Raw genomic sequence first — 26388 nt, 5'->3', positions numbered from 1 at the left:
TATCCTCCCTCCAATGGCGATTTAGCTAAGGAGATAACAGGTGGCTTAACACGGCACGCCATGCAGCTGCCCAGGAAGAGACATCACCGATTCCACCCAGCGTTGCATCTTCTGTCTTGGGTTCAGGAGGAATATAACTGCCTTTGCGATACACGGGAATTGAGCCCACAAGTTTGCCGTCAAGCTGCATATCAATGCGACCTGCCAATCCGAACGAAGGATCTGTCGATTGTTCCTTGCCTTCCGTTTCCGACTGTCCTCGATTTTCGTGTAGGATCAATTTCTTAGTCAATGAGCCTTGTTCACTTTTAGCCAGTGGGTACCAGAATCCCCGACCCGTAACGACATCTGTATTTTGCACAGGCTGTTCTTGCTTCGCGACCTCTACCAACGGGAAGTATTCAAACCCAAAATCAAGCATCCGAGCATGATCGTTCCAATCGTTTCCGTCGTTCAGCGTTACCGCGGCGAGCTGCTGTCCATTACGTGTAGCGGAACTGACCAAACATCTGAAAGCTTTTTTTGTGTAGCCGGTTTTCACTCCATCCGCACCTTCATACATCCGCAGCATTTTATTTTTATTGTGCCAAGAGTATTCCCAACTTTCATTGGGGTTCGGTGCGGATTTGTCCTCCGTGGCTACGATGCGTTTGAACACCGGATTGTGCAATGCATATGCCGTTAATCGTGCCAAGTCGTTAGCTGTTGAATAGTGACCTTCTGCATCCAGTCCATGAGGGTTCATAAAATGAGAATGCGTCAGACCGATTTGCTCCGCCTTTTTGTTCATTAACAGGACAAAGCCTTCTTCCGATCCACCGACATGTTCTGCGATCGCAGAGGCCGCGTCATTGCCTGAACGGAGCATTAGCCCGTACAACATGTTTTCAAGCGTCATCTCTTCACCTAACTTGAGATAGAGAGAAGATCCTTCTTTGGCAAAAGCCGTGGGAGACACTTTCACTTTATCATCCAGCTTGCTGTGTTCAATCGCTACGATCGCTGTCATGATTTTGGTCAAGCTGGCAATTCGCAGTTCTTTATCCCCATCCTTGCTGTATAAGATCCGGCCTGATGTGACATCAATGAGAGCAGCGCTTTGCGCATGTGTAGACGGACCTTGAATCGTTGCCTGGGCTTGAGTAGCCCCTAATGAAGACAGCAAGAAGACAGGGATAAGCATGCATGCAATGACTTGCGTTATTTTTCGCATCAATTCATTCCTCCGGGTCACTTGGAATCTTGTACTATCTTATGTCCGGACAACTTGGAGTATGTCCCATCGGGCAAAAACAGCAAAAATCCCTCACGCTTGGATGCGGGAGGGACGTTATGTATGAGACATTATATAAGATATGAAGGGCTTAGACGACAATCAAGCCTGGTCCTTTTTATCCAGCATTTTAGCTACTTTTCGCATAATTCTAGAGACTCTCATCTGGCTAATGTCTTCCATATCTGCGGTCTGAGTTTGATTAAATCCTTCAACACGATGCTTCAGTACAGTCACTTCTTTCTCACTAAGCTTGCGCTTGACCGAATCAATAACCGCATCAACGTACAACTTGTCCAGAATATCTTCTTCAATATTCTCCCCGCTATAGATGGTATCCATCAACGTCACGGATTGAGTTTGTTGATCATCAGCACCTACAGGCTCATCCAGGTATTTCACACCTTTACCCACTTGAAGTGCTTTATTGATCTTCTCTTCTTCCTCATCAAGCAACAATGCGATTTCATGTGCTGGTGGGAGGTAGCCCATATCGTGCTCAAGTCGATTGATTCGGTTAATTAATTCCGTAGCTGTGCGAGTTGGACGAATAATGCTTGCACTATCTCTCAGAAAACATCTGATTTCTCTGACAATGGCAGTAACACTAAACGAACTGAATTTTACGCCACGCCCCGTATCAAATGCTTTAACCGCTTTGATGAATCCCAGACGACCCAGTTGAAGAATATCATCCTTCTCCACACAATGATTCTTAATAATCATTTCAGGTTTTCCAATATACTTATGAACAGAATGCCAAATCAAGTTCTCATTGACCAAAATACAATCCCCGAGGAAATGCTCATCGAGCTTACATCGTTCAATATTTTCTACTTCATCCATTGTGTAGTGCTTCTTATTTACCTGCAAATTCGTGCTAATATGTTCTGGAAATTTTCCCATTTGGATCTCCCTATGTAAAATTGATAAACGATATTATAGTATTAGAAATATATTGTTAACTGATGTTTATTGACCTTTTTTGATTATTCCAAGCATCTTGTTATGATGTTCCTTCACTTGATTGTAGTACCAGGGGCGAGCCTTTCCCTTATCTACATTGCCCTCCCCCTGATTGTACGCAATGGTTGCCGTACGAAGATTTCCATCGTACTTATCCATAAGATATTCCAAGTATATAATGCTTGTCCTGATATTCGTTTCAGGCTGATGTAGCTCCTGTTTACTCACTCCAAACGATTTCGCTGTGCTTGGAAGAATCTGAAGTAAACCAATCGCTCCATGGGATGATACACTTTCCTCTAACATCCGGCTCTCTTGCCACATCATAGCCAGAATCCAGACGGAATCGATATCCGTATCCTTCGAATATTGAACTACCCACCTCACATACTTCAGCAGCTTTGCCCGGCTCACTGTTTTCTCATGGTGGAGTTCTATATACTGTTCAAGCATATCCGTCATTTGTATGTGCGTAGGAGCAACCGATGCATCTTTAACTTGTTTTCCCTGCTTTTCTTGCTTCTCTTGTTTTTCTTGCTTCATTGGTTTTACTGGCTTTACCTGCTCTGCTTCCGTTGCTTGGTATTGTGAAACTAACACCACCACCGCAACAACAATACCTATTACTCTTTCTAAAGTGAGCAACAGATTCGCCCACCTCCTTACTGAAAGCCTCTATATTATAGAAGGAATAATCTCATACCTAAGTTAGGATTGGTCTTGTTCACTTGGCTGATATACAATGATTGCTGCAAATTCCAACGTGTTACTGGATGGATCAACGGTGGAGGTAAACTCCAGTCCGGTAACGAACGTGTGCGGCTTGGATAACATCCATGCGTTGATTAATTCTTCCACACCTGCAGCGCTAGCGGACACAAACGTTTTTACAGCTAAATCCGAAGCGTAGTTTAACACTTTCATTGCTCTTCACCCGATGAGTCTTGTTCCTCTTCCTTTTTCTCTTCAATAAGTTGATTAAACTCCTCTTCGGTCAGTTCATGAATCTCCAATTCGTAAGCACTTGTCAGAATGTACCCCATACCATCCGTTAAATGAACGTTATAAAATGTTTGTAGTTCTTCATGAAAGGTACCCTCTTCGTAGTTGAATCCAATAACGGCTTTTTCGTAACCAGCTACACGACCAGCAAACCATACGTTGGCTTTCGTTGTTGCGCCGGTTGGCGTCTGGATTTCATGCATATTGGTCGGCGCGTGGATATACTTTCCAATCATACTGGCTACGATTTCTTCCGTTAATTTATCTTCTTTTGCTTTGATCATATGTGTCATCGAATTATTCCTCCATTAGTTAAAGTCTCGCGAATATGCTTGCCCTTACATTCTCTATACGTGTTATCGGAGCGGCAGTTAAATTGGAGCCGCAGATGAAGGATTGGTTCCGCTGCTTAGGACCATATAGTTCGTCCGCATATGGTGTACAGCCACGTCCAGATCAGCCACTCGTTTGGAGACAAAATCTTCGATGACAGGCTCCAATGGCCTGAAACCTACAGCCAAGATCGGTTTTTTATGTATATACGCATGATGCATGATCACAATATCAGTAGAGGTCAAATAATCCATATCCAGATTAACCAAGACAGCATCAGCCTGTACCACTACTTTCTCAATGATCAAGGTATACTCCCTGTTGCTTAAATCAGAAGCTGTCGAAGAATCATGACTTGCCCAAGCGATATCCGAATACCCCTCTAGACGTTCCACAGAAAATCCTAAAACCACCACACTAAGCATCCTTGTTCCGCCTTTCTTTCTGTACTAATCTCTCTATACGACATAAAAAAGCACCCAGTTAAGGGTGCTCTCTCTATTCTATGTAGGTTACTGAATCTATCTTCATCAAACTTAGGCTATTAATTGCCACTTATGACTACAATGCTTCGTATTTCTCACGAATCGCTTTCCATAACTGGGATATCCGTGCCTTGGATACACCTAGCATTCCTGCAATCTCTACAAATTCATACCCCGAAGTCCGAAGCTTAAAGATTTGTTTCTCACGTTCGTTCAGCCTCATATTTTCCATAATATCTGTTACAAACTCAAAATTCTCATAAGCAAACCCCGCATGACCAAGCGCTAATGCGATATCTGAGCTTTCCGATTCATCGCCACCACCCTGATCCGTACACATGATCTGTACAGCGTTAACCACACTGAGATTTTTCTCAGACATACACTTGCGGTACATGTCCTTGATTTTATTTTCGATAAGATGATCAACAAACGTCGACATTTTGGCCTTTTCTGCATCATACTTGTCCAGGGAATTAACTAATTTGATCATAATCTCCTGGGTCACATCCTCTTTCTCCATCCCGGCAAACGTTTTACCTCTAAGCTTGTGACGACACTTCTCCTGAGCTTTATTCAGGAACATGTCTATATCCCCAATCTCAAATAAATCATCAAAACCCATAGCAGTTGTAGCAGACATTATACATTTCCCCCATTAACTATTTAATTATCAGTAATCGTATTCTTTCTTCACAATCTAGTCGCTATCCAGCATGATCTTACTCTACATTCCCGCTTTTTCTCCCGAAATCTCATATACCATATGTAGTCTTGTTATACACAATTGAAGCTAATAAGCCTAATTACATACAAACGATCAAGAAATCTCCCTTTGATCCGCCTCCCCATTCCCATCCTATTACATTCAGAATAACAAATACGAACTAATGTTCGCAACATTTATTTATTTCGTTCGCTTATCTGCCTTTTACTGACTATATACGAAGTATGCGGTGAAAGGTAAAGTAGCATTTTTTACAAACAAAAAGACCAACACAGAGCGCACCACTGGAAAATACCAAAATGGTGGAATGTGTCGGTCTTGGTCTGACATCTATTTCGTCCCAATTACCGAAGATATGGCCTTCAAGTTCTTTAACAAGGTTATAGGCTTCGTCAAGATTATTAATCTATTCAATCGCCATAAGGGTAGTATAAGGAAATATGTAGGATATTGTCAACAACAAAATTAGTTCCTAAGAACCTGTCCAGTATTCAAACGTTAGTTAATAGGTCTTAAGGCATGTTAATCTCATCATTTTTCAGCAGCGCTTCAACATCCTTGTTCATCTTGAAGACTGTAATCTGCTCTGCAAAATCATGACCAAAAAATGTTGTTTCGATGTCTTCGATCTTCAGACCCATGTTGATATAGGAGAAAACGGGGTTGAAATCTTCTCTCATCATATGTGCTAGCTTCATCTTGTATTCGGCGAAAATTTGACTTGAGTGTGATTGCATATGTTCCAGCATGAATGCTTCAGGCTTGGTGAATTTTGCTGTAAACTTTAAGATGATAAAATGATTCATGATAGAGACTCTGGTATCTACTGGCCCGCGCTCAGTAAAATCTTTTCTTATTCTGGATGCCAACTTTGCGAGCTCTCTTTCCAAGTCTTTTATCTCAATGTCCCATCCCTCCTTGCCAATCATCCTGACCCCTTCTACTGCTCCTGAACATATGAATTCAACCTAGTTTAATCAAAACTGCTTGTACAAGACAAGTTTCAATGGATGCATTAAATCAAGTCACTATCAACTTTTCATGAAAAAGGAATAGACCCCAGAACTAGGCTTGGGGTATATCACTTTATTAACTATATTTTATAATTATTCAAATAAATTAGCAGTTAGTGCTGAAAAGCTAACATTAGTTAGCTTTTACGCTTAATTTATCATTTCATTGGTAAGCTCTATTTTGAGCAGGCTAAACGCAACCAGATTCAAAACGACATTGGCACCATAGTCTTTTTCGATCAAATCAAACGCTTCTTCCGTAGCTCCAACCAGATCCTCCTTATCCGATGTCATCTCCGTAGTGACAATTTCCTCATCATTCAGTGCAAAGGTCAGCCTGTACAGTATCTGTATTCCCCTCCTTAGAGGTCAATTCAATATTTCGCACATCGGTAAGATCAATGATATGAACCACATCGTCTGTATCTTCCAACGTGATCGATTTCCCCTCGTTCTTGTGTTTGGTAAATAGTCGGCGATATTCTTGCTTAACCTCATCCCCAGTTAACGGGATTTCGCGTACGACCTTATCCGAATCTTTCTCTTTCTGTTGTAATCTAGGATTATCTTCTATCCAGTTCACCGTTTTTTTCTTCCCACTTCCCTTGAAATAGAAATGAGCAGTAAGTTCAATATTCATCGTACACTACCTCCCGGAATAATTACGTTTTCATACTACTTTCTCTATACGCCTTGATCAGCTAATTGTTAATGCTAATCTTCATATGCAGATGTGGATTTCATAAATATTTCGTTGTAAAAGGAAAAAAGGACAGCATATGCTATCCTTCCGTATTAGTATTTCTTAACCGCTATACGATTGCCGTATGAGTCATATATATATTGGAAGTTGTTTTGAACAGGTGTTGTTCCCAACTTGGTGATGGACTTGGCCACCAATCTTCCCTTATCATCATACTGATAAACGACATCAACCAAAGTAGGAAGCTGCACGAAGTCCAGGCCGTCATATCGATATATCTCACCAATCGAAATGACCAAGAAGGAATCATTCTGTGCATAACCTTCTGAAGAAGCTGGCATGGTCAGTACAGGTTCTCTAACCAGCTGCTCGGTGTAGTTGTCTGTAACGACTTGCCGAATAATTCTTCCCTGCATGTCAAAAGCAAAATATGTAACCACATCCGTATAATCTACCAAGTCACTGATCGATTCCCACGGATCAATGACATTCAGGCGTTTTCGTTCACCCCAAGTCATGCTCACATGCATTTCTCCATCGCTGATCATATCGGCACTATGTGTATCAGGATGTTTGTAATGATTGGCCTCAAGCTCGATGTTGGACAACTTTTCACGTTCGTTCAGAGTCATGATAACGTTATGACTTCCATCTGTTAACATATCAGCACTGTGTGTATCCGGATGGCTATAGATCACCGTTTTGGTACCATTAAGATTAATCGTTCCATTCTCAGAATGGTTCGAAACTCGATCACCACCCACCTTTACATATTTCCCACCGCTGTATGTATAGGTCGTTGATTCATTTTGATTGCTCGAGTCTTGGCGTACCAGATATAATCTTCCTGCTTCACCTACGGTTGGAAGTTCTGTTTTCAGTCTGACCGAGACCACGTTTCCTACTGACACTGCGTCCAGTCTGCCATCAAGAGAGGCATAAGAATCCCTGGCTTGTTTAACTTCACGTTCTACTTTGGCAGCTTTGCTGAATGAAACAATATCCATGTGGTGGTCCTCCTCCTACCTTGTAGTCAAACCAACGACCTCAATATCGAAGTTGGCCACATCTGTACCCAGATTTTTTAACGACAAGTGAAGTGTTGAAGTCCCATCTACGTCCTCATATGGCAAATCGATCATATCGTAAATCCCTTCCATAAAATTCCCCGTCGAGTATTGGGCATTGTTGAAATAGAGAACCTCTGGATGTGGACCTGCACTGTTCAAAACATGAACTTCCACATTTGTCTCTCTGGACGGAATGACCCTAATCGTTTTGATCATGAATCGAGGATGTTCCATGGGAATATCAATCATTGCCTTCGCCCCACCGCCAACATACTCTACTCTTTGGGCAAACGATACCGGCAATAGCACTTTTCTCATCTCCTCCATCAGTTTCCATGTCCTGTTCAAGAGCCTTCCCTCCTTCTAGGAATATGTGTATCCGGATACCGTCGTGGACGAAGATGACTATCAGATGTGTTGCCACTTCCGCTGTAGGACCAATCCCCCCACGTTTTCCCCACTAACCCAGCCTGCTGGACAGGAATCTTGACCTTAATACACCAATCAAGCCCCGCATAATTTTGTTTCACTTTGAGGCCTCTTATGGTATCACGAATTAAACCTACTCCACTGGACTGGGTCAAAAATTTATGCTTCAGTATCATATTTTTTTCATCAGGAACTCCCACTCTGGTTCGTGGCCCATAAATATATTTATCCGTAACGTATCCAATCAATTGATCATTATGGTTGTCCAGCATCCTCCATGTACCCCAACGGTAGATGTCAATTAATTCAGCCGTAGTGGATAACGTTCCTAATGAATAGACTATTTCCTTACCTTCAATAGTTAACGGAACAGCATCAAGATCGTATCCAATGCCATGCAGAACTGCCGCCTTACTCTGGGTATAGAGAGAACCGCTCTCGGCGGTCCCTACAACTTTCCCTTGATGTATAGCCATGTCCATCACCACCTTAATTCATCAGGACAGCAACCGTAGCTCCTGATAAGAAGCTCTGTCCACCAATCGACAGCGAGTATACCTTATATGTTCTAGTGCCCACTTTGATCTCATCTCCATGTGAGACTCCGGCAGAAGGTACCGCATAGATATCAATAAGTTCGCCTCTAGGGCCTTCCACACCATTACACATAATAACCGGAGCAAGATGATAAAGAGACCCCCACCCTGGATTAACAGGAAGCATGGCAGAGTAAGCATCATAAATGTTATTCACCATCTGTTTATCTTTATCACGCAACGTCCGGATACCATTATCCCCGTTGTAGCTGAGGCCAACACTCAAACTCGAGGAATCTGTCTCTGTGGCATACCTGTTCAGAATTCCGAAGTAACCCAGATTGGATATACCGGTAACCGAGTTCACATCCCCCTGCAAATAAATAATAATTCGGTTTGGTTGAACTGAAACTTGGTAATCGATTAATAGATTCGTATCAACCGCACTCGTATGACATAAGAAGTCCTTTTTCACTTCGGCTCTGCCCAAAGGAATACTACCATCTGTTGCCATCACATCTTCAGCCACACTCACGGTCAATGTGTTTCCCGTTGTTCCCTTCGTGTTTCCAACCTCAAGTCTGAAGAACAGTTTATCTGAACCTGTTGTTCCCACTGATTTGAGCACGATCACACTCGCTGTCTCGTAAAATACAGACCAAGGAGAACCTGCAATCGTTTTAAAACCTTGAACAATATTTGCAAATAATTCATTCATCTTAACTTTGCCTGTGAAATTAGCCATCCCTCATAAACACCTCCTATATTTGGAAAAGTAACGCTCTTTGCCCGCCACCAAGCAGTCTCGCACCATGGAAGAACTTCGGCCTTGAATACACAGGAGCCAGGTTCGAATTGTAGTAATAACGTCCATAGTCTGTATTCGGATAATCCTGATCTACGACATGAAACACGTAATACTTGCCATCATTGCCAAGATCCAGGATCGATCCGTCCGGGTGCTGCGCACTGTTTTTAAATACAATGGAACGCATACCCTTGAATTCACCCCTAGCTCCTTCAGATGGATGATAGACCATAAAAGGCGTAACATAGTATCTTGAACCTACACCTGGAGAAGGGATGGACTCTGTCCCAAAATTGTACAGTGCGTACTCCGTTCCATTCCGTGAAGTCATCACGACACCTCTGGGAGTGTCATATTGATCTGATATGTTGTTATCCGAAGCAGATAAAGGCATATGTGGGAAAACGCCATAAAATTTATTGGCAATCGCCGGGTCTTCTTGCTCTAATGGCTCGCATTTACCTAGGAATATTCGTACTGGGTAAGCTCGTTCCGGGTAGTTCAAACTCTCTCCATGGATAAACAGAATATCCTCATTCGTTATTACAGACCACTTATAGTTCACATTGTACTGCACGTTATGACACAAAAATGGCGTTTCCGTCATGAATTTATCTGTGTCCACTGGCGGATTTACGAATAGATCTGGTGATGCCACATTGCTTCCCAGGTTCTTCAGTCCCCAGCGAATGTTGACTCCCCTGGCGTGTGCAATCACACACATGGTAAATCGCATGGATGTATTTTTTTTATTGGTAAGCAGCGCATTTCCCCAGTTGGCATAAGTCGTTTCGGCCGTATGTATGGTATCCCAGTAAGGATCGAGTGCATCTTTCAATGTGTTAACAAGCGTTGAAGTAAACAAGCTTAGCGTACTGGTAAACTCGTGTCTGCGAATCATGGTCATGCACTACACCTCCTTCTCGATCTCGAATAGCAGTACCCGTTGTCCGCCACCGAGAAGTAACGCTGAATCGAAGAAGTAGGGTTGACCATTGTAGTAAGCTCCATTAGTTGCAAAAAATCCCTGATGAGTTGCCGGATGCTGCTGAACATTCACATGGAATACATAATAGCGCTCATCCCCCAGGTCAAGAATTGAACCATCCGGGTACATACTCGAATTTCTTAGTACGGCAGTACGTATACCGAAGAACTCTCCCCTTACTCCTTCCGTTCCATGCCAGACATAAAAAGGAGAGATAAAGTACCTTCCACCTAAACCCGGAGAAGGAACTTGAGAACTCGTTGAGAAATGATATAACGCATTACTTGTACCATTTCTTGATGTCCTCACGTAGCCTCTGCCTGTATTATGCTTCAATTCAACACCAGCAATATTCATCCCAACTGGATAATGACCAAAAATTCCCACAAAGTCATTTGCCACAAGTGGATCTTCTTCCTCAAAAGGCTTCATTCTGCCAAGATATAATCTAACAGGATAGGCTGCATCGCCAATGTAATTTTGTGCCTCACCAAATAAATAGATGTAATTAAAATTAGTGAATAGAGTCCACTTCCAGTAAACATTAGGAGCATTAGATAAATTTGAATACGCTTCGTTAATACAAGTATTCAGAGGAATTTCGGTTACAGCTCCTACATTGGTATAAAGATCAGGTTTCACAATCGAACCATTATTTCTCAAACCTGTTCTAAGCATATAACTCCTAGTGCAATCTCTGCTGTAATTGGGTGTATAGAACCTAGAAACATTCATACTAATTGTGAAGAACATACTTGGATCTTTTATATTTTGAGCCGTAAGAGTGCCCAGATTTGCATCACTCCTACTAGGATGAGTCCAACTCCTTGGAATTGAATATTCATTAGATGGTTCATAAGTCCAGTTCCAATGTATATCCCCATATAAATCTTGACTAACTGTTTTGTAAAGCTCTGCAATCAAATTAGAAGAATAAGAATAAAACTCATAGCGACGCAGGGCACCTAACAAAATATTTTCAGCCAACTATCCCACCTCCTTAAGCACCAAATCGGATTTTCATTTCGTGAAAGATGTTCTCTTTAAGTACGGTTAACAAGACTGTTTTCACCATGTCACTTCTCTCTGTTATGAAATTCTCTTGATAAGACTGCTCTTTGTCCCCAGCTCCATCCTCTGTCTCCACACCACTAGCAGCCTCATGAATTTCAGGTAGCCCTTTAAGTGAAGGCAGAAACTTATGAGCCACATTATCAAACAGAATATTGCTTTCAAAAGCAAAGATCAGAATTTCAATTTCCTCTGTACTGAATGGCTCTAAATGATTGCCCACTAATTTATCCATGATGGTATGTAGTGCAAACTTCACATCCTGCACGGTCCTCGTCACGTCAAATCACAACCTTTCTAATTTTTACTTGTTTGATGTTACCGCTAGCATCATATTCAAATCCCTTCTGAACTCCTTGGCCATCATAGATCAAGGTCTCAGTCTTAACGGTACCGTCTGCATTGTAAGTAAACGATGTTTTCTTCAATAGCTGTGGAGTCAAATCTAATGAGAACACTTCTTCTGACTCAATGTCACCATTAGAGAAGTAGTTATATATGACATCCAGCTCAAGTGTACTTCCTTCAAGAAAGACAAGTCTCCTCCGGATGTCCGTGTCATCGAAGGTAGCACCTCCTTGAAGCACATAATACTCTGCACCATTGTTGATTTCGCGCAGTACTCTACCCGTAATGTCACGCTGATACTCAATGGACTTGATCTGTCCGTTACTCTCAGTAACCTCCTGTCGTTCCAGATTTCCATCCGGGCTATAGAAGTGCTCAATGGTGCGGTTGATCCCTCCATCAATCTTCTCCGTATGCACTTTTCCATCTGGATAATAGGTATATTCGGTTACCGAAGTGGTGTTAATAATTGACCCACGACCAATGACAGTTACTCGGGCTTCTTTGGGCACATCAAAAGTAAACCGTATAAGCGTATCATTATATTCAATGTAATCGTCTCCTGCATCCATGCGTATTCCATCCAGAAATACCTCTGCAGAATTTGAACCAATCACATATCTGGGCACTTGAAAATCTCTAGTCGTCGACAACCTGCTGTTAGGAGCAGAAGTGAAATGGAATACGGATTGATGCTCCATAGTGCCTCGACTTTCAGCGAGTTCAAGACGACTCTGCATATTGTCGAGTCTGTCCTTGAGAGCATCATAGACGACTCCATTTTTGTCTTCTCTTGAAACCACAACTTCTTTAGCAGTTGCTTCTAATTGGGCTTCCATCGCTTTGATCGCCGTATGATGTGTAGCAATTGTTGTGGTTTGCTCACCAACGTTTTTTTCCAGATCATCTACACGAATTCCCAATGCAGACATGTCATTTTCAACAGAACCCTTTGTTAAGAAATACCTGAAATCCAAAGCCGTGAGTGAAGTTGTTGGAGAAACTCCAACATCGAGTCCACCTATGATCATGGCATCCTTGGGCTCTTTTTGATCTGAGCTATAAGTGTACTCCCCATTTTCATGAAGAAAAATATAATATGTCGTATTGGCTTCAATGTCTGAAATGCTGAATGTCTGAGAAAACTGATCCACAATAACCTTGTTGATACTGGCTCGTCCTGCATTAATCGTAACTTGGACACTGTTATTTGCATCTAGGTACGTGGGGTTGGTAACACTGAGATCCTGAATGGGTTGCTTCACTACAACTTCAATCGCTTTCTCCAACGTGTCAAATCGATGATCTATGGATGCCTCTGCTCCACGTGCTTCTTTTATCTCCGTCTCCGCAAGACTCAATCTCTTTTCATGGTCATCCTGACTCTTGGAAATAGTATTGACATCTGCTCTTGCCGTCACAATATCCTGCTGAACATCATCCAATCGTGAGCTGTTTGAAATAACCTTAGTCTCGACATCGCCTAATCTCTGCTCATGATCTTTTACTGCGTCTCGGCTATCGTGTGCAGATTCTTCTACGAGTGTGATTCGATCACCTAGACTAAGCGCATTCCCTCTGGCTTCATCCAACTCTGCAAGATAGGAATCAATCTCATCATGCGTACGGACCCCAATATCACTTAATTCCTTATGACTCTTGGCGGATGATCGATGAGACTGGTTAATTCTTACTGACATTTGACCACCTCCATTCATGCCTTACATGATCTATACGTAATTACTCCAATACTATTAAGTCATATGTATGTCGAATACATCTGTAGCGAAAATTTGACCTGGGAAGCATACCTGTCTTGAGATTCTTCCCTTTCCATTCGCAGCCAGAATGGATAGGACGCTCCTGGCAAAATAGTAAACGCGGTGATCGAGAAGCTGAAGGACCCAGGAATGCCTTCAACATCAGGCGCAATCTGCACTTTATCCGTCCCGCTTGTGAGCGCAAAGATTACATTTTTAAAGTCTCCTGATATCATGGGGTTCTTGGCAAACATTCGAACTTCTTGTGTAACAGAACCACCTGCCGTTAAATAACCTAGAAACCTATCCGTGTTGGGATAAAGAAGCACATCGAAATCTTCTCCTGTTTCAGGATTCGATTCTTTGTAATATAAATCTGGTGTAACCTCAAAATACATTAGGTCTCCCTTGTATACCTTTATAGAATCCATCGCCTGAAACCGATTTCCATCCGGAAGCCTAATCCCGAAATTGCCCTCAAACGGATATGGATATGGATCCATGTTAAAATGTACAACCGTTTCTTCAGATCGGCATACCCTAGACTCAAGCACAACACCATTCTGATCGATTAAATCAACCACAGTTCCTTTGGTTAGATTGTCTACGGTAATAGATGTTCCTTTGTTGATTCGAATATACTGAATATGCATGGGGTGATCCCCTTCACCCTTCAGATAAAGACCAATTTTAGGGGCTCCCACCAGTTCTACAGAACCAATGATGTTCCAAATCACCCCATCATCCGACCAATACGCCGTATAATAGTTATAATCTCGAATCAAACGTATCCACGGGTAAGTCTTAAGCAAAGGCTTTGGCAAGGACATATCCAAAAACTCTTCAATCTCCATGTAGTTATGTTCATCTACAAACACGATAACTCCACCGTAACATCCCTCTGTATCGGGATTGTAACTGTTCTTCACATCCATGACGAATTGCTTCATATCTGTCAAAGGTTTATAGAACATATACAGCGGATCTTGACCATGTTTGAGCACCAGGCTGCCACTACCCGCTTCATAGCGAGTAGCATCGTTAGGGAGTACTTCCCATTTGGAATCCAGGTTGGAGCTTACGAACGCATCCTCATAAATCCTGCCTGACTCTTTCAACCTCACAACACCCATACAGAACCTCCTTTCTTTACGTGAATAGCCAGATACGTTTACCGATCACACACATCTTGGGCCTTGCTTTCCAAACTTCCAGCAAACATTTAATAAGCGCTTCAACACACTTATCTCCACCACCACCTTCGCAGTAAGGAATGACATAGACGTCATCACATATCCAGTTGGTCAGCTCCATCCAGTCCAGATTAGCATATTCGTAACTACGCGTACCCACTTCCTGAAGTGACGTGAACACCCATTTGAATTCATGTTTGCCTTTGGGCACTGGATGTGAAAATGTATAGTATCCACCCTCTTGGGTGAATGTTTTGATCAGCTCATCGTCAATGAAGAAATCGAGCTGACAATCAAATGGCTCAGGTACCCACACCCATCTTTCGTAGGCTTTGAAGTCATGCACCCGGAAGGTGGTTAGATATCGTTTTCCTGTCCAATCGCTGATTTGCCCCTTCTGATCTATTGTAATCTCCACCTTATACTTGCTATAAGGCTTGGGAGCCAGATCATTCAGTTCGAAGCCACGATACCCATCCCCGTAATACTTTTCATCCCATAACACTTTTCCATCCTCGCGGGTAATTTTCACGCGCATATTACTGTTATCGCAGCCACCCATCCAGATCGGTTTATTATTCCAAACTTCAAAGTGAGTCACCTCAGCCCAGGATGGATCAACTTTGATAATATCATCAATATTCAGTTTCCCTCCCCAGATCATTGCGCCATCTCCCGGGCATCCTCGCTCGAATCGAACACGAACCTCGTAATTTTTTTTCTGATTTGAGGTATTTTCCACTTCAATAGAGATGATCTGGTCCTCTTCAGTTGTTACTTCTTTTATTGGAAGTAGTAATTGGCCGTTCTCAAAAGTTTCAATGACAATCTTTGTGCCAGAACACGCTCTGTGGTTATTCTTGTATAGACGAATAACATCTAGCCAAGCATGACTCCCACCATCTGGTGTTGTGGTATCTGGTGGATTCGATGGCTCTTGGCCTGGGTGAGGAGAATTGCCCTCAAAGAACATGTTTCCACTTGCATCAATACAGTAATTAGGCCATCTCTCGGAAAAACTACCTTCACTTAATGTAAATCCACCTGCATCAAGACCTGTCGCGTTGGTTGAGGTTTTATCTTTAATAAGTGTGTAAACCACTTTATATTTGTGTCCGGGTATTAATGAGTATGGGCTGTTAATGTGATCGCTAACTTTTTGACCATTTTCAACGGATATTTTAATCGGATTAAATTTGTTTTTTTCGTCTGTTAAATCAAACCACTGCACATTCACATAAGTTGTTCGATCCACTAAGACTGGATTTAGCAGTTTATTTTGATTCACACCATCGGGATCATCAGTGCGAACCACAAGGTCTTTGATGGCTGCGTAATAGTAATTACCTTCTCTTCCTCTTTCACGCCCATTATAAGTATCAGTAAGACCTATAATTAATGTATATTTCCCAGGTTTCTCAACTGTAATTGGAATAGAAAACTTTTCCGCTTTTTTCCATTTTGTTTCATCAATGCTTTTGCTATTATATCCTTTTTTATCTCCATAATTATCGTTACAATCAAGAATTGTTACCTCTTGACTTGCTTTGTCTTTAGGATAATAAGCAACCCTAAGTCGCCCTGCTTGAATTGAATCTTGAAACAGGTAACATAAATATTTGAATTTAATATCAAATGATTCAACACAATAGAATTCAAAAGTTATTTTCTTGGTATCTGGACCAAATAAACTATATTCAGGACTTTGAGGGTTGTCACCAGAAACATCCAATGAGTAATAGTCCACTGTACCATTTGATTTGTTGATAGTCTCAGCACGATCATATTTAGCACTCTTATTATTTAGTGCTCTCTTAACAAAGACTCTTCTCTTGGTAACCGGATAGACTGTCAACAATTCAGAATAATTAAAATTTCCAATCTTAGGGGCAGTAAACGTACGAACGATTGTCGATTTTTGCTTAGTAACACCCAAAGCGTACGCTTGACCAGAGGATGAGTAAACTTCACCTCTATTGATTGCATCAAACTTAGCAGCACGTGGCGAATGCCCTCCATATGATTTTTGCGCGTATTGGATGTTATCCGTTTTTGAATCTCCTGTATAACACTTCACTCCATATGGATCTTTCTTTGCACTGCCTTGCTGATCAGTTCCCGTACCTGTTCCAGCGGAATTTTCCGAACCCCCATCTCCGTTACCTGGCGTATATTTCTTACCGTCCCGGTATCTCCATCGGAATTGATGATTCCCCGAAGGTAGAGGATACATACAATTGGTCCCTTCTCTGTCATTCGACTGACTTCCTGTCCATACAGAGATACCATCAATTTGTAATTCCAATTTTTCTCCTGGATCAAATTGCCCTCCATATTGCCAACAGATGTAACCCGAATTGTCTAAATGCGCTTCAAAATCACATATGAAATCCTGATCATGGCCCTGTGCCCACATGACCCCATCGCCGTTAACAATTTTTTTCCACACCCAATTTCCAGAGAATCTCAACGATTCATGATACTTTCCTTCCTCATTAAACAATTCTTCGAAAACGTTAAAATCTCTTGTTACCCCCTTGTCTGGATCGTATGAAGAGTCCATCGCTGGATAGATACGCATATGCTCTTGAATGCTAAACTTAGCTCCAGGATTTAACTCTGCATTATATCTAATGGTATCACCATTTTTTTCAGTTCTAGCACCTGCATCTGTTACATCCCAACCACGTGTCACATCAACGTACGAACCTAAATCCGTTACTGTACGATATGTATTGCCAGTATTGTTCCCGTACGTGAATAATTTTTCTATGTTATCGATGAAAGGCTGCTCAGTGTAATAATCTCGAATATAGAATTGGATAATGTTTAAACCTTCCTCTAGCGGAATTCGTATCTGCTCCCCCTGGCTATGCATCGTTGAATAGTATTCAAGCATGCCATTTACAGTCACCTCGAACGATTCCGTAGCTCGTAATTGATGAGAATAACTAAACAAAAACCAACCCTCATCTTGCAAGTTCACTTGGGTTTGAGCAATCATATCCCCTTCTATAGGTTCATCCAGTCTTAATACATTCCCTGATCTTACCCATGGCGGGCTGCCCGACATCTGCCACTGATAATTCCCAATCCCTTGACCATAAAGCGACGCTTCCCAATGATCAATCTCATACGTTGGACATATGACTTCAACTACACTTTTTAAATCTACAGTCGCCTCAGGGCCTGTTATAATTTCGTATTCAATTTTGGCTTGATTAGCTGTTGTTTCGGAATATTCCTCATTGAGATTCCACTCTACACCGTGTAAAGATTGAGCATGACTGCCATGACTGCTTTCTCCATGCTGAGTTCTGGATTCAAAAGTGTCATCAAAAAACAATTCATAATCTTTAGCTGGATAAGATTCTTTGTCTACTCCCATGTAGTAAGCAAAAGAAACTGTACCATCACATTCATTATCCAAATTCATTTTCATCGTCTTACTTCGCTCTTCATCTGTAATGAACTGAGCTTGAAAGTGGGCTTGTGCAATGCTTTGTGATGACTTTACATACCAATCACTATCACTTTGTTCCCCATCCAGATCAATATCCAGAGGTGCAGGCGGCTTACGTGTATCCACAATCTCAACGACTTCAACATCCTTAATATAGATGCCATTGTTCTGCCATACTTCAGGTCTCATTTTGCGAATTAACCAGTCGAACTTGTACATCTGTCCTGGCTGCAACGTAAAAGCCGCTTCCTGCCATCCGCTATTCTCGCTCCATTCACCTCCGACTTGCTGCCCATTAATATAGAACAGCATGCCATTACCGCGCTTGGCACTAGCCAGGTACTTGAACCTGATCTGTCCATAACGCTTCACACGCCAGTTAAATGTAATTTTGGATGAGTTGCCAATCTCCAGAAGTCCTAGGTCCAGTTTCAAGATCATCTCTGAACCAGATTGTTCATTTCTCCCTACGGAGTGGACAGCTACCCATTCCTGATCCTCCGTTGATGATACATATCTGAAGAAATCAGGGAATTTATTCGAGAACGGAACATCCTTTTTCATCGAAAAGAGTGGAATCTCATATACGGTTGCATCAAAATGATTAAAGTAATTCCCACTAAAATGATGGTAGTAGGGTGCCGGACAAACGGGCAATGATACACCATGATGACTACCGCCAGGCTTCTGAGCATTTTCAAGAATCTTGTGAATACAATCTTTAATCATCTGCAGTACTCGCTGATATTGTGTTTTATCTGGAGGCTGCTGTTGTTCTACCCACCATTCAATCCTGCGATACATATTCCACAGTGCTTCACGGCATCGTACACTCGCATACCACGACTTATCTTTCAGATATTGCTCAATGATTTGATCAATACTATTTTCCAGTGCATCCAATTGAACCGTCTGCCATCGTCCGATCTGACCGTAACCTGGATCACCCAGAATAGGATTATTTTCTTCACCATGCCGGTCCGTTTCACTCCTCGGTGCATTGGGACTCTGCGGTAAATACGCAGGGTTATTGGGGTTACCGTAACTTTCGTCCGCAATCTTCGCTCTCATATTGGCGAACAATACACCTTTCTGTGATTTGGAGAACAAACCAAATGTATGACCCATACCAATCACCTCCCAATCTCTCTATACGACAAAAAGAGCACCGAGTTAATCGGTGCCCGTCAGATCATATTGCAATTTCGAATCTGTGTATATCTGGAGTTTATTTTTCATGACAGAAACGGACAATGTATACCATTTATCCTTCTCCCACTTAAAGGGTTGCATCGGAGAACCGACTGCAGTTGGATTACCAGCAACGATTTTATATAGCTGCATCGGCGTTCTCATATCCAGACTGTTATCGCTGTCTCCTCCATGAACCATAAACATCCAATAATTATTTTCATCGAAGTATTTGAAAATAATCCCTGCACCATTCCCATCCGTACTTGCATCCACCTTGAAATCAATTGAGAACTTATACGTCTCAGCCAGGAAATTATTGCGGTACCATCCGCTGATGTCCTTCGTATCCGCCTTGGAATAAAACTTTCCAAGCAATGGATCCCGATCCCAATCGCCTTGACCGAATTTAGTCCAATCGTCAGACTGGGATAATTCCAGCGCATCCATATCCTTGGAATACGGATAGTACACATTAAATGGATCATTCGGATCATAGTCCTCCGGCACACCCAAACCACCTTCCCAATCTTCAGGATCCATCCCTCGATCGAGCAGATCTTCCGAGTAATCGAATATGAGACCCTGTGCCATGGTGTCCATCATCGGAATGTAAGCATCAGCGGTTTCACGTTCAGCCACCGGATGATCATTCAGTGTGAAGCTCTCACGTGGTTCCATCTTGGCTTCGTGATACATTTCCATAAGATGAGCTGTTCTCTCGGGAAGAAACGCGTGCAACTGTTCCAGATACTCTGCTCTTTTCTCAGGTCTTTCAGCGAAAATAAAACCTGTGATGACTTGAGAACAGCGTTCTTCAAATGAAGCCATGAGAGAATCAGGATCTTCAATTTCAGACAATCTGGCGTTTGCTGTTCCAGTCGGCCACTCTCTTTCTATGCTGGATTCATGTTCCTCAGTTATCCCTTTAAAAACATCTTCACTAAGATAACCCGGGTCTATTAACTTACTGCCAAAGCTCTCGCCGTCATTAACAACGTAACTTGTGTATGGCAGACTATTTCCGTAACTTAACTCGTCTCCTGAGAATGCAAACCTCTGAAGCGTGGTCCCGCATATCCCATCAAAATGTTCACCGGCTCGCTCACCCCCAACGCCACTTTCCATTTCATGTGAATGACCATATTGATCAATTTTCCCCGCTGCGAATTGCTCCCAATCCAGAGTCGTACTTCTTAACAAGTTCATTCCAGAATCCAATTGATGGTTATACGCGTCATAAGAACTTCTGGAGCTCATGAACGAGTTATCTTCAATATGAACGTCTCTGCTTTTAAGGTAAGCATATTCGCTTTGGATCAGGTCTATCTGTTTATATTGGAAGCCAACCAGTTCCATGTCCATAATGGATTCATTAAACTCCTTGTTTCCGTAGAACATGTCCTGATCCAACGATCCATTTCGCAGCTTCACTACATCATTGATCGTCTCATGGGTATGCGCCCATCTTTCAGCTTTTACCCCCAAAAGGTTGTCATGCAGGAATACTGACCTATCCTCTTTATTTAACTCAAGCGTTTGGATCAAATCAGCTTCTTTACCGTTTTTAAACGCATGAATTTGCTCATCAATAGTGGAATCTTTGGCATTTTTCAGACCATACATGTTCTCTTCCAAATATCCATATTGCGGTTTGTCAGCGAGAAGATTCTCTTCCATATTACCGTACTGGGGTTTATCCGCTGAGAGAGCAATCTCTGTTGTTCCATACTTCAAGTTTGTTCCACCAACAATCTCAACCGGAACATCACCGTATTTCAGATTTGTTCCGCCAACAATCTCTACAGGTAAATCTCCATAACTGAGCCCCGTCCCACCCACGGATTCCACTGGAACATCAGCATATTTCAAATTTGTACCGCCTAGTGGTAGCGTGAGGTCAAGGTAACCATATTGCGGTTTATCCGCTATAAGTTGTTCTTCAAGATTAGCAATCTTTTCAATCGTGCTATCAGTTGTCTCATGAAGGTAAGCGTCATGAGTAAGCTTATAGGCAAGGATCACATCATGATCCAGTGCCGAATCCTTTTTACTCTTTATCGAATCATAGATTAGTTCGACCAAGTCAGTATCTTTGATATCTTTACCACCGTACCAACCCTCACCATGCAATTCACTTAAGCGTAACTTAACAACTTCACTCTCAATCTCATGGACTGATGCCTCTTTCACGATTCTTGTAGAATGGTTATCTTCAAGCATGAGAGATAATCTATTCATGTTATCCGAAATGATTTCAACGTTTAATTGTCCTTTGCGCATGATTGAATGAGCCGTCAGCATATCGTCAAGATTCGCAGATTTCATTACAGTAGTGGCTAGAGATATCTCATCTTGCACCGATCCATATCGATCTACCCTAATCGCTTCAGGAGTAATATTTACCAACGTGGATTCCCAAGCTTGCCGCATACCTTCGTTAAACTCAATATCCATCGCACCTTCTCTTGCCCACGATGAACCAAGCGTATATCCCATCTCAGCTACTCCATCTCGATATTTCGAGCTGCTTATGGAATAATCCTCGCCGAGCAGCGCAGATCTCCATTCCAAAGTCGCCAGTGAGTAATCTATATCAATAGCTGCCTGACGTGGTTCAATCATGCCAATAGTATAGTTCTCATTCAAATACAACTGTCTGATCTTGGCTGTGCCTATAGAGTACTCACCACTGATTAAACCTTCTCTTATTGGATTAGTAGCCATAAGTTGTTGATCATACGAGTATCCCTCACGAGTCTTTGACGTTCCAATAGCATATTCGCTGTTCAAAAGCATCTGGCGTAAGTTCGTGCCACCCATGGTGTATTCATCATTAATCATTCCATAGCGATACCGGGAAACCCCGCCCATATTAAATTCGGTATGAATCACACTCTCACGGTTCATGTTGGAACTCACGATCTCATGGTCGAGAACCATTCCGTTCCGTTTATATTTTGCGCCTATCCCGTACTCATCAAAGGTTTGTCCTCTGCGTTCAACTTGACTTCCTTCATACGCTGGGTCATCCGGAAAAAATCCCCCTCCAGGATTCAGGTAACCTAATGAATCTTCAAACTCAATAATAGCCGGTCTTGCATTAAAATCTGCGCCGTAAATGACTTCCGTAATTTCGCCATGCTGATCTTCCTTTATTTTCACTCCCTCGAAAACGTCTGTCTCTAGTGTAGAGTTACGTCTGTTCAGTTCAGCCGATCGAGATTCATCCTCAAGTACCGTTATGCTCAAATCTTTGGATGCTTCTGAGAGTTCCGTCCCTATATCACCAAGCTGAGATTCCTTCGCACCTTCGAAATTAAAGGAAATGATGCCTGATCTGCTTCCTACTTTGTCAGCTGATAAGATCCCACAATCGATTAACGCATCTACCCGCTCTCTAACCCCAGCCAAAAACGGTTCATCAAAATAAACCGAAGCGTCTGCATTATTCACAGCTTCCATCATCATTTCCAGGATGACTGCCGGGCTGTTCTCCAAGATCTCCCCAACAATAAATTCCTCGTCCAGATATCCAGGGTATGCTTTATTCCCCAACCATCCTCCACCAACCAATTTGTCTAAAAGCTCGTCTCGAATCATGGTTGGTCGGCTATTATCTCGGATGGATTGCAGGATTGTTTCCAGGTGTAGCCTTTTAGACTCTCTATGTGATACAAGTGGTTTGTCAGTCAGATGTACATGCTTCTGTTCGTCGTTCTTTCCATACGAATTTAGCTTTTCGAGCATGGTAGAACGTAATAATTCTTTGTCAGCCAAATGGTCCTCAGACTCAGGTAACCACAAATCATGAGCCAACGCTCTTTCTGCCGTTGTTGAACCAGCCGTATAACTTTCAAAGGATGCTTTTCTTTCTGCACCTTCTTCGCTGTTCGGGATGAACAAATTCCTTTTTTCTGTTTTTGCAGTATGGAAGTTATCCTCAATATAGCTGTCTAATTTGTTTTCCCTTTCACCAAGTGATTGCTTGTTGAGTATTTCAAGAGCCTCTGCAGTCACTCGTTTGCCTAACCTACTCTCCCTCTCTACATACCCAGGAACCTTACTGATCCTTCTGCTCTCCTGCAAATCTCTGAAAACAAAACCGTGCTCCTTACTTTGACGATAAGCCTGTTCTGCATGACGGTCCACCTCACTATGAACCACATAAATTCGTCGTGCCTTAGGACGCTCATGCTCAATATACATTTTCTCCACATAAACTCTTTGCCCCGTAGTCAAATCACCTATGACGTTCATATCTTCCGTTTGATCCCGAGCTGCCCAAGGAAATTGCCTTTCCACATCCGTAATAGTCCCTATATCTCTGGATGCCAAAATGATACCGGATGCTGTAGTTGCTGGATGTTTGTCTATAATTCTGTGAGCTTGGAGCGGATGCCAAAGGGTATCACTCGGACGAAAGACTAACGCATTTCGATGTTGGTCACGGCTGCTTTGACTGAGATCATCACGAAAGTAAAGTTGCTTGTTGACTTCTCGCGTACTTCTCATTTCGGTATGTAGAACAGTCGGGTACTGACGATCCTTCAGTTTGGCAAGTACATTCTCGTGAGTTGTCAGTTCATTCTTAATAACCCTCGTAGCATGATTCAGTTGTGAAAGAAACATATTCTCTTCGTTGTCTCTCATTGCTTGAACAATTTTGCCTGTAGTCGTTCCACCAAACGTTGTTGCTCGCACAGCTGTTCCCAGTGTATGCATGAGTGTCAATTGTGAAATGTTATCCACTCTTTGGGCTAACGGCAACGTCCGATCAAGGTGCATATACTTTATTTCCTGAAATCTACGAATATAAGCAGTCGACATATCAGAGAGAATGGATAATTGCTGATGATCATCTACCCTTTTCCCAATCATGGTAGCTTGATCAGCAAATGTTTCTTTATGATCATCACGTAAACCTAACAGGTCCTGATATAGAATTTCCACATCTTGTTTGCTTACTTTCCGGGACTGGAGACTTCTCTCAAGTTCTGTACTTCTGAAGTGGTCTTGAATGGCTTCTAACAAAAATTCATTTTGTGTGGATCGTCCAATGATCTTCTGCACATTCTCGAAAACTTCTGCCACATCCATGTCTGGTTTATCGTTTCGAACAGAGTGTATCAATTGCTTAATCACCAGTTCAGAACTGCTATCTTGGTCTGCACTATCTGCATAATCCGCAATCATCCCATATTCACTAACCCTGAAACTGATTTTTCCAGGCTCCAGCTTATCCAAGTTCTTCACAAAGTTACGAGTTAGACCCAAATTACGGACAACCTTCAGCTCTTTGTCGTTATCTACGCGCCAGCCCTCTGACACATCTTCAGGAATGAATGAATCCTTTAATCCTCCGGGCCTGTGGCCTTCATCGTGATGATCCATCTCCAAAGCTTCAATTAAAGCAGACCGCTGCATTTCAAACGAAAATTCCATGACATCGCCTTGCTTGGTAGCTGAGCTCGATCCTTCCATGGAACTGTGTAAAAGTCCTTCTTTATCCTGTTCAGCATCACTTAGAACAATAAATCGTTCTTCTCCTTCCAGATCCTTGCGAATCGCTTCCACAAGTTGATGATTAAATCCATGAGAGATCGATCTTGCCATGTAAAAATCAAGCATCAGGACACTTGGATACCGGCTGTAAGGCATGTATATAAATCGATAATCCTCAGGCCTGCTTCCTGTAGTTCCGACTGTAAACAGGTAACCGTACTGAGTTGTCGTGTAATCTATAACGGTGAAATCAAACTTATTGACTACTTGACTCACGTCACTGCCCCCTTCCAACTAAAAAAAGGGAACCCCTGAGTGGAGTCTCAGAAAGTTCCCTCTCACTGAATCTATACGACTCAGCTTTGATTCAGTTTAACTTACGCCGTATAACGGACTTCCTTCAGAATAGCCACACCCATACGTTGGTTGGCAGACAGATTCATGAAATTCTGCGCTGTATCGGTATCGAAGTAACGATACACTTCTTGGTCCCAGGACTTGCCTTCCACATCAATAATTAACTCATCCAGGTGAAGGATATTATGCTTCGTAACCGCGATGCAGTTATCGAATTGACCGCGGTAGCCCTCGTAAGGGTGAACCACGTAGATCGGAGACAAGTGATATTTGGATGTCCATTTGGACGCCTGGAAGCCTTGAGGCTCCAGTTCCAACCCCGTATCCCCCAATTCCGGATCTTGATAAGCTTTACCTTTCGGTGGAGCTTGTGTGATAAAGGAAGGATAGTGCTGCTGGAATTCAATACCTGATTTGGTTTTCAACATCTGAAGTGTGTTGTTACCTGCAGATGTATATTGACCGTAGTAATACGTTCCTGTTGTTGCAATTTGAGAGATATCTGGTTCTTCGATTACCGCTCCAGCTGTCAGCATTACGTTTCCGTCTACGTCATTCAGGTTGTATTTGAACGGTTTCAATGCACCTGCGTACAGGAAGGATTTTTTGTAATCAAGGAAGTTTACTGCTGGGTCCGCAACGAGAACCATCGCCAAGCGATTGTTCATGACATTTACATACATATATACAGGTTTTTCTTTATTCCGATCCGTTGGTGTATAGTTTTCCAGTGCCCATTGGTAGAGTACCGGATGTCCTGTCAGCTTGAATGTTGGACGAGTGGTAACCGGTAGTGTGGTTGGTTCACTGCCTTCGAATCCTTCAAGCAGCTGAACAGTCAACGTACTATGCTCCTCATAGGCTGGAACTGGTGCAACGACGCGTGGTACCAGAGCATGATTAATGAAACTTACATAGAAATGTTTAGTAATCGGAGTTGCTTGTGTTCCAATCGTCATGATCCCGCGAAGAATAAGTTCCTGAATACGGTCACTACTGTCCTTTTCTTCGTAAAATACTTCCCACAGATTTTGTTCCTGAGACTCGCCTGCAGTGGATTCAAATGGGAAACTCTTAAACCCTGTAACTTCCTCCTTCAGTTTTGTCAACACGTCCTGTGAAGTAGTGATTGTTTCTACATATTTAAAATTTGCCATTATGTAATCC

Annotated in this window: 22 protein-coding genes; all 22 read right to left on the bottom strand. The window is 42.3% G+C overall.

The window, feature by feature from the left end:
* Window positions 1-25: 25 nt before the first annotated feature.
* Complete coding sequence (locus tag MKY28_RS06910) at window positions 26-1213, bottom strand: D-alanyl-D-alanine carboxypeptidase family protein (protein WP_340935406.1); 1188 nt, start codon at window positions 1211-1213, stop codon at window positions 26-28.
* 162 nt (window positions 1214-1375) lie between these two features.
* The gene (locus MKY28_RS06905) at window positions 1376-2119 is read right to left on the bottom strand and encodes a sigma-70 family RNA polymerase sigma factor (RefSeq protein WP_340937851.1); all 744 of its coding nucleotides are present in this window, start codon (window positions 2117-2119) and stop codon (window positions 1376-1378) included.
* 126 nt (window positions 2120-2245) lie between these two features.
* Complete coding sequence (locus MKY28_RS06900) at window positions 2246-2884, bottom strand: lytic transglycosylase domain-containing protein (RefSeq protein ID WP_340935404.1); 639 nt, start codon at window positions 2882-2884, stop codon at window positions 2246-2248.
* Window positions 2885-2947: 63 nt separating this feature from the next.
* Window positions 2948-3163 carry a hypothetical protein gene (locus tag MKY28_RS06895; protein ID WP_340935402.1) on the bottom strand — a complete coding sequence of 72 codons (216 nt, stop codon included), beginning with the start codon at window positions 3161-3163 and terminating at the stop codon, window positions 2948-2950.
* Window positions 3160-3534, bottom strand: a complete 375-nt coding sequence (locus tag MKY28_RS06890) for a hypothetical protein (RefSeq protein WP_340935401.1) — start codon at window positions 3532-3534, stop codon at window positions 3160-3162. Before MKY28_RS06890 ends, MKY28_RS06895 begins: the two co-directional genes overlap by 4 nt.
* Window positions 3535-3612: 78 nt before the next feature.
* Window positions 3613-3987 (bottom strand): hypothetical protein, encoded by a 375-nt coding sequence (locus tag MKY28_RS06885; protein WP_340905625.1) that lies wholly within the window; start codon window positions 3985-3987, stop codon window positions 3613-3615.
* A 148-nt stretch (window positions 3988-4135) separates the two neighbouring features.
* Window positions 4136-4702: a sigma-70 family RNA polymerase sigma factor gene (locus tag MKY28_RS06880; protein WP_051447053.1), complete on the bottom strand. Its 567-nt coding sequence runs from the start codon at window positions 4700-4702 to the stop codon at window positions 4136-4138.
* A 596-nt stretch (window positions 4703-5298) separates the two neighbouring features.
* Window positions 5299-5715, bottom strand: coding sequence for a Na-translocating system protein MpsC family protein (locus MKY28_RS06875; protein ID WP_340935400.1), 417 nt, complete (start codon window positions 5713-5715; stop codon window positions 5299-5301).
* A gap of 234 nt (window positions 5716-5949) precedes the next feature.
* Window positions 5950-6093 (bottom strand): hypothetical protein, encoded by a 144-nt coding sequence (locus tag MKY28_RS06870; protein WP_340935399.1) that lies wholly within the window; start codon window positions 6091-6093, stop codon window positions 5950-5952.
* A 22-nt stretch (window positions 6094-6115) separates the two neighbouring features.
* On the bottom strand, window positions 6116-6439 hold the full coding sequence (locus MKY28_RS06865) for a hypothetical protein (RefSeq protein ID WP_340935398.1): 324 nt from the start codon (window positions 6437-6439) through the stop codon (window positions 6116-6118).
* Window positions 6440-6594: 155 nt separating this feature from the next.
* Window positions 6595-7509 (bottom strand): hypothetical protein, encoded by a 915-nt coding sequence (locus tag MKY28_RS06860; protein WP_340935397.1) that lies wholly within the window; start codon window positions 7507-7509, stop codon window positions 6595-6597.
* 15 nt (window positions 7510-7524) lie between these two features.
* Window positions 7525-7920, bottom strand: coding sequence for a hypothetical protein (locus tag MKY28_RS06855; protein WP_036672279.1), 396 nt, complete (start codon window positions 7918-7920; stop codon window positions 7525-7527).
* Window positions 7917-8477 (bottom strand): hypothetical protein, encoded by a 561-nt coding sequence (locus MKY28_RS06850; RefSeq protein ID WP_253501454.1) that lies wholly within the window; start codon window positions 8475-8477, stop codon window positions 7917-7919. The genes MKY28_RS06855 and MKY28_RS06850 overlap by 4 nt, the downstream gene beginning before the upstream one ends.
* Window positions 8478-8490: 13 nt before the next feature.
* On the bottom strand, window positions 8491-9282 hold the full coding sequence (locus MKY28_RS06845; RefSeq protein WP_253501457.1) for a hypothetical protein: 792 nt from the start codon (window positions 9280-9282) through the stop codon (window positions 8491-8493).
* A gap of 16 nt (window positions 9283-9298) precedes the next feature.
* Window positions 9299-10252: a hypothetical protein gene (locus MKY28_RS06840; protein WP_340029046.1), complete on the bottom strand. Its 954-nt coding sequence runs from the start codon at window positions 10250-10252 to the stop codon at window positions 9299-9301.
* Window positions 10253-10255: 3 nt separating this feature from the next.
* Window positions 10256-11320 (bottom strand): hypothetical protein, encoded by a 1065-nt coding sequence (locus MKY28_RS06835; protein WP_143781244.1) that lies wholly within the window; start codon window positions 11318-11320, stop codon window positions 10256-10258.
* A gap of 13 nt (window positions 11321-11333) precedes the next feature.
* Window positions 11334-11639 carry a hypothetical protein gene (locus MKY28_RS06830; protein WP_179087859.1) on the bottom strand — a complete coding sequence of 102 codons (306 nt, stop codon included), beginning with the start codon at window positions 11637-11639 and terminating at the stop codon, window positions 11334-11336.
* 46 nt (window positions 11640-11685) lie between these two features.
* Window positions 11686-13452 carry a hypothetical protein gene (locus MKY28_RS06825; RefSeq protein ID WP_340935394.1) on the bottom strand — a complete coding sequence of 589 codons (1767 nt, stop codon included), beginning with the start codon at window positions 13450-13452 and terminating at the stop codon, window positions 11686-11688.
* Between the two features lie 59 nt (window positions 13453-13511).
* A complete protein-coding gene (locus MKY28_RS06820) occupies window positions 13512-14645 on the bottom strand; it encodes a hypothetical protein (protein ID WP_340935392.1) in 1134 nt (377 codons plus the stop codon).
* 16 nt (window positions 14646-14661) lie between these two features.
* On the bottom strand, window positions 14662-19296 hold the full coding sequence (locus tag MKY28_RS06815; protein ID WP_340935391.1) for a hypothetical protein: 4635 nt from the start codon (window positions 19294-19296) through the stop codon (window positions 14662-14664).
* Window positions 19297-19341: 45 nt separating this feature from the next.
* Window positions 19342-25140, bottom strand: coding sequence for a hypothetical protein (locus MKY28_RS06810; protein WP_340935389.1), 5799 nt, complete (start codon window positions 25138-25140; stop codon window positions 19342-19344).
* Window positions 25141-25241: 101 nt separating this feature from the next.
* Window positions 25242-26378, bottom strand: coding sequence for a hypothetical protein (locus MKY28_RS06805; protein ID WP_076328285.1), 1137 nt, complete (start codon window positions 26376-26378; stop codon window positions 25242-25244).
* Between the last annotated feature and the right edge of the window lie 10 nt (window positions 26379-26388).

Origin of the sequence: Paenibacillus sp. FSL R5-0473, assembly GCF_038004565.1 — a bacterium.
Taxonomy (GTDB): Bacteria; Bacillota; Bacilli; order Paenibacillales; family Paenibacillaceae; genus Paenibacillus; species Paenibacillus amylolyticus.
This window is presented reverse-complemented; position numbering and strand designations above follow the sequence as displayed.